Origin of the sequence: Rhizobium sp. B21/90 (assembly GCF_019355815.1) — a bacterium.
GTDB classification, from domain to species: domain Bacteria; phylum Pseudomonadota; class Alphaproteobacteria; order Rhizobiales; family Rhizobiaceae; genus Rhizobium; species Rhizobium rhododendri.
This window is the reverse complement of record NZ_CP072163.1, coordinates 1,149,260-1,163,855: the sequence shown is the minus strand read 5'-3', so window position 1 is coordinate 1,163,855 and position 14,596 is coordinate 1,149,260. Positions and strand designations below refer to the sequence as shown.

Sequence of the window (14,596 nt, the reverse complement as noted above, 5' to 3'; positions counted from 1 at the left end):
ATGGCTATCGCTCACGCTCCATCCGCCAATCCGGTCCTCAAGGCAGAGGGATCGCGCTTCGGCTTCCTGATCCCGACGATCTACATCCTCTGCCTGCTGCTGCCGATCTACTGGCTGGTCAATATGAGCTTCAAGACCAACGAGGAAATCGTTTCCTCGATGACGCTCTATCCCCACGCCCCGACGCTGCACAACTACGTCATCATCTTTACCGACAGTGCCTGGTATTCCGGCTACATCAACTCGATCATCTATGTGGTAATGAACATGGTGATCTCGGTTGCCGCTGCCCTGCCTGCCGCCTACGCCTTCTCGCGCTACCGTTTCCTTGGCGACAAGCACCTGTTCTTCTGGCTGCTGACCAACCGCATGGCACCGCCGGCGGTCTTTGCCCTGCCGTTCTTCCAGCTCTACTCGGCCTTTGGCCTGATCGATACGCATATCGCCGTCGCTCTCGCCCATTGCCTCTTCAACGTGCCGCTGGCGGTTTGGATTCTCGAGGGTTTCATGTCCGGCGTGCCGAAGGAGATCGATGAGATGTCTTATATCGACGGCTATTCCTTCCCGCGCTTCTTCGTGAAGATCTTCATTCCGCTGATCGCCAGCGGCATCGGGGTCGCTGCGTTCTTCTGCTTCATGTTCTCCTGGGTCGAGTTGCTCCTCGCCCGGACGCTGACGACGACCGACGCCAAGCCGATCGCCGCGACGATGACCAGAACCGTCTCGGCAGCCGGTATGGACTGGGGATTGCTGGCGGCGGCCGGCGTACTGACGCTAATCCCAGGGGCGCTCGTCATCTATTTCGTTCGAAATTACATCGCCAAGGGCTTTGCCCTCGGGAGGGTATGATCATGAATCTCGATTTCAGCTGGATGGCATGGACGCCGCCGACGATCATTTTCTTCGTGGTGATACTCGTCCTGCTGCTGGGCATGGGGCTTTGGGAATATGTCTCGCCGGGCGGAAATCCGCGCGTCGGCATTCTTCATTTCGAAACCACCCGCGGCGACCGGTTCTTCGTGTCGCTGCTCGGTTCCGCATTCATTCATCTCGCATGGCTGGGTCTTGTCGGACCCAACCTGTGGTGGGCTCTTGCTCTCTCCGTTGCCTACGCCGTCGGCGTATTCCGCTTCGTCTGAGGCAAGTCGATACGGGTCGCCGATATCCGGCGCTCCGGGACTGACACAACTGCAATCGCAATTCGGGAGGATATCATGCGAACGCATCTACTGACGACCACGGCAGCCTTGTTGCTGGCCGTAACTGGGACTGCCTATGCGGGAATGGAGGAGGCAAAGACCTTTCTCGGCAAGGAAATCGGCGACATGTCGACGCTGTCGCCGGCAGAGCAGGAAAAGGAAATGCAGTGGTTCATCGACGCCGCCAAGCCCTTCAAAGGCATGGAAATTAAGGTCGTCTCGGAATCCCTGACCACCCACCAGTATGAATCGCAGGTGCTGGCACCGGCCTTTACCGCCATCACCGGCATCAAGGTCACCCACGACGTCATCCAGGAAGGCGACGTCGTCGAGAAGATCCAGACGCAGATGCAGACCGGCCAGAACCTTTATGACGGCTGGGTAAACGACTCCGACCTGATCGGCACCCACTGGCGCTACCAGCAGGTCCGCAACCTGACCGACTGGATGGCCGGCGAAGGCAAGGACGTGACCAATCCCGGTCTCGACCTCAAGGACTTCATCGGTACATCCTTCACCACCGCTCCTGACAAGAAGCTCTACCAGCTTCCCGACCAGCAGTTCGCCAACCTCTATTGGTTCCGCTACGATTGGTTCAACGATCCGAAGAACAAGGCCGATTTCAAGGCCAAGTACGGCTACGAGCTCGGTGTGCCCGTCAACTGGTCTGCCTATGAGGATATCGCCGAATTCTTCACCGGCCGGGATGTCGGTGGCAAGAAGGTCTTCGGCCATATGGACTACGGCAAGAAGGACCCGTCGCTCGGCTGGCGCTTCACCGACGCCTGGCTTTCCATGGCCGGCAACGGTGACAAGGGATTGCCGAACGGCCTTCCTGTCGACGAATGGGGCATCAAGGTCGACGAGAAGTCCCGTCCGGTCGGCTCCTGCGTCGCGCGCGGTGGCGATACCAATGGTCCTGCCGCCGTCTACTCGATCCAGAAATATCTCGACTGGATAAAGGCCTATGCCCCGCAGGAATCGCAAGGCATGACCTTCTCCGAATCCGGACCCGTGCCGGCACAGGGCAATATCGCCCAGCAGATCTTCTGGTACACGGCGTTCACAGCCGACATGGTCAAACCCGGCCTGCCGGTCATGAACGACGACGGCACGCCGAAATGGCGCATGGCTCCAAGCCCGCATGGCGTCTACTGGAAGAACGGCATGAAGCTCGGCTACCAAGACGTCGGATCTTGGACGCTGATGAAATCGACACCGACCGACCGCGCCAAGGCTGCCTGGCTCTACGCCCAGTTCGTCACTTCGAAGACGGTCGACGTCAAGAAGAGCCATGTCGGCCTGACCTTCATCCGCGAGTCGACCATCCGCGACAAGAGCTTCACCGAGCGCGCACCCAAGCTTGGCGGCCTGATCGAGTTCTATCGCTCGCCGGCCCGCGTGCAATGGTCGCCAACCGGCACCAACGTTCCGGACTATCCGAAACTTGCCCAGCTCTGGTGGCAGGCAGTCGGCGATGCCGCATCCGGTGCCAAGACGGCCCAGGCAGCGATGGATTCGCTTTGCGAAGCCCAGGAAAAGGTCATGGAGCGCATCGAGCGGTCCAAGGTCCAGGGCGATATCGGCCCCAAACTCGCCGAAGAGCATGATCTGGCCTACTGGAACAAGGATGCCGTCTCCAAGGGCAACCTTGCGCCTCAGCTGAAGATTGCCGAGGAGAAGGAAAAGCCGCAGACCGTCAACTACGACGAACTGGTGAAGAGCTGGCAGTCCAAGTAGCCGGATCTACAGGCTCGGGCCCGATGGCCTGAGCCACCCCTTGGCCGCCGGTTCACCCGGCGGCCTTTGCCCGCAAAACCATCCCACAAACAACCTGCCGACCGGCGGGATCGCAGCTTACTGCCTTATCGGAGCGCATGAATGAGTAGCTATGTTCTCGCAATCGACCAGGGAACGACATCGTCTCGGGCTATCGTTTTCGATGGAGAGATGAAAATGGTCGCCTCGGCGCAGCGGGAAATTACCCAGTCTTATCCGCAGCCGCGCTGGGTCGAACACGATCCGCAGGAGATCTGGCAAACAGTCGTCGACGTTGTTCGCGAGGCTTTGGAGAAGGCGAAGCTTGGAGCCGCCGACATCGCCGCCATCGGTATCACCAACCAGCGCGAGACGACGGTCGTCTGGGAACGCGACACGGGTGCACCACTGCACCCGGCCATTGTCTGGCAGGACCGTCGCACGGCCGAGATCTGCGAAAGCCTCAGGGCGGACGGGTACGAGAAACTGTTTTCCGCCAAGACCGGACTTCTGCTCGATCCCTATTTTTCCGGCACGAAATTGCGCTGGCTGCTCGAGAATGTCGATGGGTTAAGAGACAAGGCGGAGACCGGCTCTGTCTGCTTTGGCACCATCGATACATGGCTGATCTACAAACTGACCGGCGGCAAGAGGCATTTGACCGATGCGACCAACGCATGCCGGACCTTGCTTTACAATATTACCGATAATCGTTGGGACGAAGAACTTCTCGCCATCCTGGGGATACCCCCTAGCCTGCTGCCGGACGTCAGGGATTGCGCCGACGATTTCGGTGAAACGACGCCAGATCTGTTCGGTGCAGCGATCCCGATCCTTGGCGTTGCCGGCGACCAGCAGGCGGCGACCATCGGCAACGCGTGTTTTGTACCGGGCATGATGAAATCGACCTATGGCACCGGCTGTTTCGCGCTGCTGAATACGGGCGTGGAAAGGGTCAATTCGTCCCACCGCATGCTGACGACGATCGCCTATCGTCTCGACGGCGTGACCACCTATGCCCTTGAGGGCTCGATCTTCATCGCCGGCGCTGCCGTGCAGTGGTTGAGGGACGGGTTGGGGATCATCGGCAAGGCATCAGAGGCTGGCGAGCTTGCCGATGCTGCCGATGAAGAGCAGCAAGTCTACATCGTGCCGGCCTTCACCGGTCTTGGCGCGCCCTACTGGGATGCCGAGGCGCGCGGCGCGATCTTCGGCCTTACACGCAACAGCGGCCCCGCCGAAATCGCCCGCGCCGTGCTGGAAGCGGTTGCCTACCAGACGATGGACCTGCTTTTATCGATGAAACGCGACTGGGGCAGCCACGATGTCGAGACAGTGCTGCGCGTCGATGGGGGCATGGCAGCCTCCGACTGGACGATGCAGCGCCTTGCCGACATCATTTCGACGTCAGTCGACCGCGCCGCCATACTGGAAACAACCGCACTCGGTGCCGCCTGGCTTGCCGGCCACAGGGCCAAGGTCTGGCCAGACCAGAAGGAGTTCGCCGAACGCTGGAATTGCGACCGGCGTTTCGAGCCATCGATGAGCGAAAGCAATCGCCAGGCAAAGATCGCCGGCTGGCGCGATGCGGTGTCACGCACGCTAACGGGTGGGTAGACTTCACATAGAGCCCAGCCTCAGTGCGGTACGCCCAAAAAAATACACCGGCCACGAGCGGCCGGTGCAACTCAAACATTCGTTTTGCTCCAGTTAAGCTGCAGCCAAGGCCTTTTCGATGTCCTGCATCGAATGACCCGTAAGGTCCTTGGCGAGTTCGCCGATCAGCACGTCGGATACCGTCTTGTGGTAGCCCTTGCGCAGTTCGCCGAGCGTACGAGGCGCTGCAATCACGACGAGGTTCTTGATCTTGCCCGCCAGCACCTTTCTGTTGAGAAGATCGGCGACACCGGCTCCAAAACCGTCTTCGTCCTGCTGGCTGTCGTCGGGGTTGGCAGAGCTGCTCGAGTGGCGGCTGCCGGAGCCTATCTTAGAGCTGTCGACGGCCTCGTCAGGCATTGCCTTCAGCTTGACGTTGGCCGCGTCGCCTTCATTCTGGAAGAGGTTGAGCTTTTCGCCGTCGGCGACGGCAATGACGGTGTGCTGAGGAATTTGCATATCTGATTTCCATTCACAAAGTGGCATTTCGCCGGTTTGGCCGACTGATATCAGCTGCTCTAATAACCCCTCGAGCGCTTATCTGTTCCGCCCGGGCGTGGCTTCGGATGGTGCTTGTCTCTGTGTTTTCAATGCGCCGGACTGTCGGCGCCGGCCCGCAGCTCAGGTCTTCCGGCCAAATGCCATCATGACCAGCATTGCCAGCCATGTGAGCACGAAGCTGATCATCGAAAGGGCGGCGGCCTGGGTCGGCGAGCTCTTGCCGACCTCATTGATCGCCACCGGAAAGGTTGGAAACAGCAGTATGTTGGCGACCGTGAATTCTCCGATGACGACTGTGAATGTCAGCAGCGCACAGTTGACGATTGCCGCGCCTATGCCGGGAACCACGACCAGCCGGATCGTCGTCAGCCCGCCGGCCCCAAGGCTTTCCGCAGCTTCCTTCAAGGTCCGGATATCGAGCGCCGCAAGGCCGACATCGAGCGCACGGAATGCGAAAGGCAACGCCAGGAAGAAGTAGGGAATGACAAGATAGAACGGCGAGCCGATTAGCCACATCGGCCCCGTAACCAGCATCGAAAGACCGCCGACAAGAGCAATGGCCGGCACCACGAAGGGTAGGATCGCCACGAACTCTATAACCCCGCGCATGCGCGGCATGTAGATATGTGCGGCGATGACTGCGGGTGCAAGGATGATGTAGATCGCTGCTATCGTTGCCACCCCCAGTTCCAGCGACAGGATCAACGGTTGCAGCAGGGCCTTGTGGCTGAAGACGGCGGCATAGGCGGATACACCACAGGCGGTGCCGCCTTCCCAAAGGCTGAAGATCGCAGTCATCGCCAACGGCAGCACGAAATATGTCGCCGCGAGAACGAGGATAAGCCGACGCAGCATCTTACAGGCGCTCATCTCACACTCCCCGGCGCCGGGCGCGGCGCATCAGCAGGTTACTCGTCGCAACGACGACCGCCATCGTCACGATCATGGCGACGGAGAGCGCCGCTCCGGTCTGGGGCGAATTCATGACATCGCCGGACAGCACATTACCGATTTCCGTGGTCAGCAGCACGAGATTGCCGGAGGTCAGAGCATAGGCGGTGGCATAGCCGGAGAAGGCTGATCCAAACAGCAGGATAAATGCCGATATCAGCGACGGGGCGAGGATTGGCAGGACGACCAGGCGCCCGTATTGCCAAGGCGTTGCGCCAAGGCTTTCTGCCGCCTCCGCCCATTCGCGGCGAAGGGCTTGCAAGGCCGGCATGATGATGATGATCATAAGAGGGATCTGGAAATAGGCATAGACGATCGTCAATCCGGTCAACGAGAACAGGCTAAAGCCGGCGGCATAGATATCGATGCCTAAGACCTTCAGCGCCCGGGTGAGAAGGCCGAACATGCCAAGGCTGGAAATGAATGCGAAGGCGAGCGGGACGCCGGCGAAGTTTGCCGCAACTGCGCTGAAACTCGAGGCGATGGCACCGAGCGCCGGGTGGGCATCGCGATGAATGACGGTCGCCGCAATGGCGCCGCCACAGGTGACGCCAACCGCTGCTGACGCAACGGAGAGCACAATCGAATTATAGGTGGCGAGACGAAATGTCTCGCCACCCAAAGCAACGATGTATTCCAGCGTGAAGCCGGTGCGGGTGCTGACTGACTGGACGACAAGCATGAGCGTGGGCGCCACCATGAATGCCAGTGAGAACAGCAGGAATGGTGCCACCAGCAGGACCGGTAGGCCCCACTGCCTGAGCATCGCACCGACGCCGTGCCCGGAGCGTGACCGTCTCTTGGCGGGGTCAAAGGGCTGCACCATGCCTGGCTTAATTGGTCTTCACGGTCTTGGGCCACATGTCGGCGACAACCTTCTTTGCGGCATCGATCTGCGCCTGGCTCGCAAAACGCACGCTCTTGTAGGCTTCCGGAGATGGCAGCTTGGCCAGCAGCGCGGCGGGCAGCACTCCGGCGTCGAGCATCTTGGCAAAGCGGATCGGATGGGCGTAGCCCGCAAGAAAGCCCAGTTGGCCTTCATCGCTGTACAGATATTCCTGCCACAGTTTGGCGGCGTTCGGGTGCGGCGCATAGGCGCTGATCGCCTCGCAATAATAGTTGCCGAACGGCGCGCCATCATTGGGAACGACGACTTCGAAATCGACCTTGCCGGCTTCGTCGTCGCGAATCGTCAGGTTGAGGTAGTCCCAGCGCAGCGCGATCGGCGTCTGGCCGCTCATCATGGTGCCCTTGTCGCTCTGTATCGGATTGTAGTTGCCGGCAGCGGCAAGCTTGCCAAAAAACTCCACGCCGGGCGCGATATCGTCGAAGCTGCCACCGTTGGCAAGAGCCGCCGCCATCACGGCCGCGAAGGAATCGCCAGCCCGGACGGGGCTGCCGCCCATGGACACCATGCCCTTGTATTCCGGCTTCAGGAGGTCAGCCCAGCTACGCGGCACGGTCTTGACGACGCTCTTGTTCACGGCAAAGGAGATGATGCCGTAGTAGCAGCCCTGCCAGAGGCCATCGGGGTTTTTAACCTCCGAGGGAATATCGTTCCAGGTGGCGACCTTGTAGGGCTGCAGCAGATTGTCGGTGACGGCTTGCAACCCGAAGGACGGCGCCAGATCGAGCGTGTCCGGCCCGCGATCCTGGCCTTTCAGGCTGCGAACGGCCTGCAGTTCCTCGGCCGACGAACCCTCCGGGTTGGCGGCATTCACCTCGATCCCGTAGAGCTTTGAGAAGTCGGTCATCATCTTGCCGAAGACCCAGTTCGGCGACAGGGCTACGACGTTCAGCGCGCCTTCTTTCTTGGCGGCAGCAACGAGGCCGTCCGGCATGGTCGCAGCTTCGGCACGCAGCGGGCCGAGGTTGAGCAGCGATGCGCCGAGCGCCGCCGAGCCCGCCTGCAATAAAGTCCTGCGATTGATGTGAAACGAATTCATCGAAAAATCCTTCGGGTTGCGTATCGCCTGATGGCCGTTTGGGAGAGCCGTCGAAAGCTTGTGGCGATTTGCCAATAGGCATCGTCAGTGACAGGCAATTGACAGATTTAAGAAGTTTCAAAAGCGTGACGGGCGATATCGCGCCTCGGTATCCGATTGAAATATATTCGCTTTCTGCGTGCGTCTTATGGCGGGCAGCTGTCACCGGACTGTCGCGTCGATCCGTTACGGGAATGCGGCCCTTGCGTCGGAGGGCCGACAAACCGCGCCACCGGACAGAACCAGAGAGGCCATCATGCAGATTGCGATCATCGCAGATCCCCATATCGGCGCGAAGACCGATGATTTCGTTGCCAACTGGAATGCGGCGGTGGCGCACGTCAACGATCTCGATGTGGCATTCACGATTGTGCTCGGAGACCTGACGCTCGATGGCGCCAATCTGGAAGCGGATCTTGCTTTCGCGCGGCAATCTCTCGACACACTCCGCCGGCCGGTTCTTGTGCTGCCCGGCAACCACGACGTGGGCGATATCTCGCGCGCCAGCCGTCAGCCGGCAAGCCGCGAAAGACTGGAGCGCTGGAACCGGCATCTCGGCGCGGACCGCTGGATTTGCGACGATATTCCGGGATGGCGGCTGATCGGCATCGACAGCCAGGTTCTTGCGACCAGATTGGCTGAAGAAGCCGAGCAGTGGCATTGGCTTGACGAGGCGTTTGGCGGACGGGGCGAGCGCGCCCCTGTCCTGCTCACCCACATGCCGCTGTTTCTAGAGAACTGGGACGAAGCCGATCGACCCTACTGGGCCATCCCGACTGCCGCGCGGCAACGGTTGCGGATGCTGGTGGAGAGCACCGGAACGGCTGCCATCGTCAGCGCCCATATCCACCGGACCCTCGATCTTCCAGGCGCCGATGGTCCCCGCCAGATCTGGGCAGCGGCGACGAGCTTCCTGTCGCGCGATGCGTCGATGCCGTCACAGCCGGGCGCGGCAAACCTCGGTATCACGATACTCGACTTTACCGACGGCGCGCTCAAGGTCCGCTTCGACAGTGTTGCGGGCATCTCGGAAACCTACATCGAGGATTATAACGGCTCGATTTATCCGAAACCGGAATAGCGGTCCTCGTTGCGGGCATAGCAGTTGCAGATTTTGATCGTGGCTGGCTAACGATGTCGTTTTATGGCAAACGGGGGGCATCAGTTCAATGAAGTCAACGACGTCAATCGGAACGCGAGAATGATCGAAAGTCAAACCAGGCAGGCAGATTGGCGCCGCGCCAACCCGATGAAGTACAATGCTCATCTCGCGGTGCAGCGTGCCATCGTCGCCGGCGATCTCGAAAAGCTCGGCTGTGAAGTCTGTGGTCACGATGCCGTCGACGCCCATCACGACGAGTATGACGAACCCCTGAGGGTTCGCTGGCTTTGCCGCAGACATCACACGCGTCTTCATCGCTACGGCGAAGACATGTTTCCACTGCGGTCGAATACAGACCAGCGCTGATCGGTTTTGGATTTTGCCGTCCTGTCGTCTCTGACAGTTTCGGGCCACCGGCAGTGTCGTTTGCCGGCGGCCTTTTCGTTTTACTTCGAGTTCGCCGCCTTTATGCCGGCGTCGTCGGCCATGATGGATGCCGCCTCGTTCAAGAGGACATCCTTGGCGTTCTTGCGGGCGGTTTCGATGGCGATATCGGCACTCAGGCTGCGTTCGTTTGCCTGCAGGCCATCGTCTTCCCCGGGGTCGACGCCATCGTTTATCTTCTCGCGTGATTTGTCACGGGTCGCCTGAGCTGCCAGTTCCTTGCGACGCTCTGCCTCGTTGAGAGAAACGATGCCCTTCTCGCGCTGCGCCTTCAACTCGGCGATGTCTTCGACCAGACGCTTGAAATCCGGATCGTTGGCAACGCGTGCGTCGTGGCGGCTCTGCAGCTGAGGTATCTTTGCCGCCACATCGCCTTCCGGCTTGTAGTTGGCCGGCTTGATCTGCGTCCATGGAAGAGCATTGTCGTAGCTGGCCTCGCCGAAGGTCTTCGGGTCCGACAGGCTCGGCAGCCCGATGTCCGGCGTCACGCCGCGCAACTGGGTAGTGCCCCCATTGATGCGGAAGAACTGCGCTATCGTCATTTTCAGTTCGCCGAATTTCGGTTTGGCGTTGTGCGCGACCTGATCGAGATTGACCACTGTCTGCACGGTACCCTTGCCGAAGCTGGGTTCACCGATGATCACGCCGCGGCTGTAGTCCTGGATTGCGGCCGCGAAAATCTCCGAGGCGGATGCGGAACCGCGGTTGATGAGCACGCCGACCGGACCTGTCCAGGCAGCAGGCGAGCGGTCGTCGCCCTCAATGGCAACCTTGCCGCCAGCATCGCGCTGCTGGACGACGGGACCCTTGCCCGTAAACAGACCGGTGAGATCAATCGCTTCGGCCAGCGACCCGCCGCCATTGTTGCGCAGGTCGATAAGAACGCCGTCTGCCTTGTCCTGTTTCAATTCGTCGATGAGCTTGGCCACATCACGGCTGGCGCTACGGTAATCCTTGTCGCCCTTGCGGCGAGCGTCGAAGTCTTCGTAGAAGGCCGGCAGGGTAATCACGCCAATCTTGCGCGTCGCATCGCCGTCCTTGATGGAGAGCAGCGTTTTCTTGGCGGCCTGCTTTTCGAGGCTGATCTTGTCGCGCGTCAGGCTGACGATGTGATGGGCGCCATCGGCACCTGCTTCCGCTGGCAAGATATCGAGGCGAACAATGGAGTCCTTGGCGCCGCGGATCATCTGGACGATCTCGTCGAGGCGAGTGCCGACCACTTCCTTCACCGGACCATCGGCGCCCTGGCCAACGCCGATAATACGATCGCCGACGGCAAGCTTGCCCGACACCTGCGCCGGGCCGCCGGGAACAAGCTCGCGGATCGTGGTGTAATCGTCGCGTTCTTGCAGCACTGCGCCGATGCCGACCAGCGACAGCTTCATCGAGATATCGAATTCAGCCGAAGCGGTGGCGCCGAAATAGTCCGTGTGCGGGTCTATGGATGTGGTGTAGGCATCCATGAACGATTGGAACACGTCTTCGCTCTTGTATTTGTAGGCCCGCTCCAGCGAATTTTCATAGCGCTTGTCGAGCGTATCGCGAATGGCTGCGTCGTCCTTGCCTGCAAGTTTGAGGCGGAGCCAGTCACCTTTGACGCGCTTGCGCCAGAGATCGTCGATCTCGGCTTCCGACTTCGGCCAAGGCGCATCTTCGCGCAGGAAGGAATAGCTCTCGTCCTTGCTGAAATCGAAACTCGTCTTCAGCAAGTCGCGCGCATAATTCATACGGTCGACGACACGCTGCTCATAGAGATTGAACATCGAGAACGGAATCTGCAGGTCTTCCTTGTTGACGGCATCGTCCAGCTTGGTGTCCTGAGCCTTGAACTTGTCGATATCGGCCTGCAGGAACAGCATCCTGTCCGGATCCAGCGACTTGATGAACCTGTCCATTATCTTCACCGACAACGCATCGTCGAGCGGAACCGGCTTGTAGCTGAAGCGGGTGAGAAACTGGGCGCTGAGATGTGCAGCCTGTCCCTGTTGCGGTAGCGGCGCCAATACGGGCAGCGGTCCCATTTCCAGAGCATAAGCCGAAGATGAAAGCGCCAGAAAGATGCCGAGGAAACCAGAAAGTCTACGCATTCAGCTTTGATCCAATTCGTAATGCCGAGTCTCGATGCTTAGCGTTGGTGGAACAATTTTAGACTTTTGGCAACCAAGGGGATGAGCAAAGCGTATGGCGTTTCTCAAACGTCGTTACCCCTATCTTCTGAAGGCGGGCCTGGAATTCGGCTAAAGATGCCACTCGAGCGCGGCCTTGTGCGCATTTCAGCGAATTTATAACGGGAATTCCGGCATGAAAGCGGCAGCCAGTGGCTGCCGCCGTCACCAAAGCGTGAATGCCAATTTTGCGCGATTGTTATTGTGGGGCAGCGTTCTTCGTCTGCACCACCATTGCCTCGATATGATCGACGAGACCATCGGCAAGGCCGAGGCGTCCTGCGAGAAGATCCAGATAGCCTCGCTCTGAGCGAGTATCCGGCTCGATCGTCAGCCTCGAGGCTGTGTAGAGTTCGACCTTCTGTTCCTCACTGACGGCCGCTGCGATCAGGGCGTCGAGGTCCGTTGGCACGGTCAATTCTCGCTGAATGAAATTCGCAGCCTCACCCGTCACGTCGGCCGCTGCAATCTTGTCCATGATCAGCGCCCGTTCGGCATCGTCGACATGGCCGTCGGCCTTGGCAGCGGCAATCATGGCGCGGATAAGCACCAGCACGAACTCGTTGCTGTTGGCAGGCGAAGACGGTGCGAAGGGGGAATTATCCGGCGGCGGCAGCACAGGCTGTTGTCCCTGCGAAGAAACCTGCGGCGATGTCACCGGCGCGGAGCCCGACTGGTAATTCTTGTAGGCCTGGTAGCCAAGCCCTGCGATGGCGGCAAGGCCGCCGACGGCAAGCGTATTTCCAGCGATGCTGCGCCCGGTCTTGGTGCCAAGCAACACGCCGAGGATCGCGCTTGTTGCCAACGGGTTTTCCCGGGCTTTGCCGATCGCATCTCCCGCCCGGTCCCGCACTGTCCCTCCGAGCCCGGGAACCTGCGACGTCAGGAACTGGTCGAGAAGTTTCTTCGCATCGAACATAGTCAACTGCCTCCTTGATGATGATTGATAGATAGGAGCAGCCCGCACGAATACAAATTTCGCCAGATCGGAAAGGACCCGGATGGGAGGGTGATGGCCCTATCAGCGGTCGTGAGGCGAGGTGGCCTCATTGTATGTAGATAGAAAGATGTATAAAGATGTATATCTTCTGGTGTGAGGATCTACAAGGAGATACCGATGGCCATCAACGTCAACAACCCGCAGGCCGATGCTCTGACCCGCAAGTTTGCAAGCGTCGCCGGTGTGAGCATAACCGATGCTATCGTCATCGCCATGAAGGAGGCGCTGGAGCGACGTCTTAATCTGGAGAGCGCAACGGAAACGGCTGCGCGGCTGCGCGCCAAGCACGGCCTCGTTTTGTCCGCCCGGGGCAAGGAGCCTCTTCCCAGGTCGGTTTTTGACGAGATGTGGGACGGGAAATAATGTACGTTGACGCGTGCGCCATCATTGCTCTTGCATCTGACGAACCTGAAGCCAAGCGTGTTGCAGATGCCCTTTTGTCCGCAAAGACGCGGATCACATCCGCCGTCGCTGTCCTCGAAGCAGCAATGGCCTTGGCAAGGCCCGATAAGTTCGACCGGTCGATTGCTGACATCGAGCCATTCTTGATGGAATTCCTGGAGGCGCGCGGCATCGAATTATACGACCTGCCGCCCGGCAAGAGCGCCACGACCCTATCACTGATGGCGGCCGACAAATACGGTAGCGGTCGCAACAGACTAAACCTTGGCGATTGCCTCCATTATGCATGCGCCAAATATTACCAAGTGCCGATGCTCGCGACGCATGACGAGTTTCGTCAAACCGATCTCCAGACAATTCCCTGACGCCTCCGCGCGCCTATGACACGCGCGCGAGCAGCTCGGCGGCAAATCGCGCGCTGGCTGCAGTCAAAAAGCAGCCGTGTGTCATTCGCAAAATGCTGCAACGCACACTATCTGATTTGACGTCGCTTCGATTTTCACAACGGGAACCGCTGCATGGTTTTGCCCCAGTCAGCTCGTCTACACCGGATGCTCGGCTATATCGGCTGGCCTCTTGCCCTGCTCTTCCTCTGGGATATCGCCATCACTCTGGCCTATGTCTATCTTCCCCACCCTTGGCTGGATCTGCCAGCGCTGCCGATGAGCCTGCTCGGATCGGCACTGGCCCTGTTTCTGGGTTTCCGGAACAACAACGCCTATAATCGTTGGTGGGAGGCGCGGACGCTTTGGGGGGCGATGGTGAACGCGTCGCGCTCCTATGGGCGAGAGGTGTTCCACCTGATCGACAAAAACGGCGAAAGCTTCGATCTGCGCCACGACCTCGTTCGACGCCAGATCGCCTACGTGAACGCCCTGCGCTGTCATCTGCGTCGGCAGCCGAACGAGGACGAGATCCGAGCCTTCCTCTGCGACAACGAACTCGAGTCGTTGAAGGGGGTGACAAATGTGCCGAACGCAATCCTCAACGAGACTGCCGCGCTACTGGCCGACGCACGCCAGCAAGGCTGGATCGATTCGATGCGCAGTATCCAGATCGAAAGCGTCCTTGTCGACATGAGCAATGCCCAGGGCGGAATGGAGCGGATCAAGAATACGCCTCTGCCGCGTGAATATGGCTACTACCCGACGCTGTTCGTTCACATTTTCTGCATTCTGCTGCCAATCGGTCTTGTCGATAGCCTAACGATCTATACACCGCTTGCATCGACCATCGTCGGTTTCATGCTGCTGGCCATGGATCGCATCGGCTCCGATCTGCAGGATCCGTTCGAAAATCGTGCCCACGACGTGCCCCTGACCTCGCTTTGCCGGACAATACAGATCGACCTCGAGCAACTGGTCGGCGGAGGCAATGCCACGAAGCCGATCCGACCAGTCGAAAATGTCCTCTGGTAGACCGCCAGACGGCCG

Annotated in this window: 15 protein-coding genes; 9 read left to right on the top strand and 6 right to left on the bottom strand. The window is 59.6% G+C overall.

The features are described from left to right. The 4 genes from J5278_RS23435 (at position 1) to glpK (ending at position 4,574) form a co-directional block, all read left to right on the top strand. Positions 1-849: a carbohydrate ABC transporter permease gene (locus J5278_RS23435; protein WP_224128692.1), complete on the top strand. Its 849-nt coding sequence runs from the start codon at positions 1-3 to the stop codon at positions 847-849. 2 nt (positions 850-851) lie between these two features. Further along, positions 852-1,139: a DUF2160 domain-containing protein gene (locus J5278_RS23430; protein ID WP_142831408.1), complete on the top strand. Its 288-nt coding sequence runs from the start codon at positions 852-854 to the stop codon at positions 1,137-1,139. Positions 1,140-1,214: 75 nt separating this feature from the next. After that, complete coding sequence (locus J5278_RS23425; RefSeq protein ID WP_142831407.1) at positions 1,215-2,939, top strand: ABC transporter substrate-binding protein; 1,725 nt, start codon at positions 1,215-1,217, stop codon at positions 2,937-2,939. A gap of 141 nt (positions 2,940-3,080) precedes the next feature. Then, complete coding sequence (gene glpK, locus J5278_RS23420) at positions 3,081-4,574, top strand: glycerol kinase GlpK (RefSeq protein WP_209229704.1); 1,494 nt, start codon at positions 3,081-3,083, stop codon at positions 4,572-4,574. Positions 4,575-4,667: 93 nt separating this feature from the next. Here glpK and J5278_RS23415 read toward each other — a convergent pair whose 3' ends face one another. From J5278_RS23415 to J5278_RS23400, 4 genes are all read right to left on the bottom strand, one after another. After that, complete coding sequence (locus J5278_RS23415) at positions 4,668-5,072, bottom strand: host attachment protein (RefSeq protein WP_142831405.1); 405 nt, start codon at positions 5,070-5,072, stop codon at positions 4,668-4,670. Between the two features lie 162 nt (positions 5,073-5,234). Then, entirely contained in the window at positions 5,235-5,984 is a 750-nt protein-coding gene (locus J5278_RS23410) for an ABC transporter permease (protein ID WP_219258528.1), read from the bottom strand. Between the two features lies 1 nt (position 5,985). Continuing rightward, a complete protein-coding gene (locus J5278_RS23405; RefSeq protein WP_247749340.1) occupies positions 5,986-6,891 on the bottom strand; it encodes an ABC transporter permease subunit in 906 nt (301 codons plus the stop codon). Between the two features lie 7 nt (positions 6,892-6,898). Next, positions 6,899-8,011: an ABC transporter substrate-binding protein gene (locus tag J5278_RS23400; RefSeq protein ID WP_219258526.1), complete on the bottom strand. Its 1,113-nt coding sequence runs from the start codon at positions 8,009-8,011 to the stop codon at positions 6,899-6,901. Between the two features lie 295 nt (positions 8,012-8,306). Between J5278_RS23400 and J5278_RS23395 the strand changes: the two genes are divergently transcribed. Continuing rightward, the gene (locus J5278_RS23395; protein ID WP_219258524.1) at positions 8,307-9,131 is read left to right on the top strand and encodes a metallophosphoesterase; all 825 of its coding nucleotides are present in this window, start codon (positions 8,307-8,309) and stop codon (positions 9,129-9,131) included. A 120-nt stretch (positions 9,132-9,251) separates the two neighbouring features. Continuing rightward, a complete protein-coding gene (locus J5278_RS23390) occupies positions 9,252-9,518 on the top strand; it encodes a hypothetical protein (protein WP_142831402.1) in 267 nt (88 codons plus the stop codon). 80 nt (positions 9,519-9,598) lie between these two features. Here the strand turns inward: J5278_RS23390 and J5278_RS23385 are convergent, their stop codons facing one another. Continuing rightward, entirely contained in the window at positions 9,599-11,683 is a 2,085-nt protein-coding gene (locus J5278_RS23385) for a carboxy terminal-processing peptidase (RefSeq protein WP_142831401.1), read from the bottom strand. A gap of 277 nt (positions 11,684-11,960) precedes the next feature. Beyond that, complete coding sequence (locus J5278_RS23380) at positions 11,961-12,680, bottom strand: tellurite resistance TerB family protein (protein WP_209207209.1); 720 nt, start codon at positions 12,678-12,680, stop codon at positions 11,961-11,963. 198 nt (positions 12,681-12,878) lie between these two features. On the opposite strand from J5278_RS23380, the gene J5278_RS23375 reads away from it, so the two are divergent. The 3 genes from J5278_RS23375 to J5278_RS23365 all read left to right on the top strand — a co-directional run bounded on the left by J5278_RS23375 (position 12,879) and on the right by J5278_RS23365 (position 14,581). Beyond that, positions 12,879-13,124 carry a type II toxin-antitoxin system VapB family antitoxin gene (locus J5278_RS23375; protein WP_142831399.1) on the top strand — a complete coding sequence of 82 codons (246 nt, stop codon included), beginning with the start codon at positions 12,879-12,881 and terminating at the stop codon, positions 13,122-13,124. After that, positions 13,124-13,528 (top strand): type II toxin-antitoxin system VapC family toxin, encoded by a 405-nt coding sequence (locus J5278_RS23370; protein WP_142831398.1) that lies wholly within the window; start codon positions 13,124-13,126, stop codon positions 13,526-13,528. Before J5278_RS23375 ends, J5278_RS23370 begins: the two co-directional genes overlap by 1 nt. Before the next feature lie 153 nt (positions 13,529-13,681). Continuing rightward, positions 13,682-14,581 carry a bestrophin family protein gene (locus J5278_RS23365; RefSeq protein ID WP_142831397.1) on the top strand — a complete coding sequence of 300 codons (900 nt, stop codon included), beginning with the start codon at positions 13,682-13,684 and terminating at the stop codon, positions 14,579-14,581. The last annotated feature ends 15 nt before the right edge of the window (positions 14,582-14,596 follow it).

Coding starts and splice junctions, on each gene's coding strand:
- J5278_RS23435 (WP_224128692.1), top strand. CDS start 1: ATGGCTATCGCTCACGCTCCATCCGCCAATCCGGTCCTCAAGGCAGAG.
- J5278_RS23430 (WP_142831408.1), top strand. CDS start 852: ATGAATCTCGATTTCAGCTGGATGGCATGGACGCCGCCGACGATCATT.
- J5278_RS23425 (WP_142831407.1), top strand. CDS start 1,215: ATGCGAACGCATCTACTGACGACCACGGCAGCCTTGTTGCTGGCCGTA.
- glpK (WP_209229704.1), top strand. CDS start 3,081: ATGAGTAGCTATGTTCTCGCAATCGACCAGGGAACGACATCGTCTCGG.
- J5278_RS23415 (WP_142831405.1), bottom strand. CDS start 5,072: ATGCAAATTCCTCAGCACACCGTCATTGCCGTCGCCGACGGCGAAAAG.
- J5278_RS23410 (WP_219258528.1), bottom strand. CDS start 5,984: ATGAGCGCCTGTAAGATGCTGCGTCGGCTTATCCTCGTTCTCGCGGCG.
- J5278_RS23405 (WP_247749340.1), bottom strand. CDS start 6,891: ATGGTGCAGCCCTTTGACCCCGCCAAGAGACGGTCACGCTCCGGGCAC.
- J5278_RS23400 (WP_219258526.1), bottom strand. CDS start 8,011: ATGAATTCGTTTCACATCAATCGCAGGACTTTATTGCAGGCGGGCTCG.
- J5278_RS23395 (WP_219258524.1), top strand. CDS start 8,307: ATGCAGATTGCGATCATCGCAGATCCCCATATCGGCGCGAAGACCGAT.
- J5278_RS23390 (WP_142831402.1), top strand. CDS start 9,252: ATGATCGAAAGTCAAACCAGGCAGGCAGATTGGCGCCGCGCCAACCCG.
- J5278_RS23385 (WP_142831401.1), bottom strand. CDS start 11,683: ATGCGTAGACTTTCTGGTTTCCTCGGCATCTTTCTGGCGCTTTCATCT.
- J5278_RS23380 (WP_209207209.1), bottom strand. CDS start 12,680: ATGTTCGATGCGAAGAAACTTCTCGACCAGTTCCTGACGTCGCAGGTT.
- J5278_RS23375 (WP_142831399.1), top strand. CDS start 12,879: ATGGCCATCAACGTCAACAACCCGCAGGCCGATGCTCTGACCCGCAAG.
- J5278_RS23370 (WP_142831398.1), top strand. CDS start 13,124: ATGTACGTTGACGCGTGCGCCATCATTGCTCTTGCATCTGACGAACCT.
- J5278_RS23365 (WP_142831397.1), top strand. CDS start 13,682: ATGGTTTTGCCCCAGTCAGCTCGTCTACACCGGATGCTCGGCTATATC.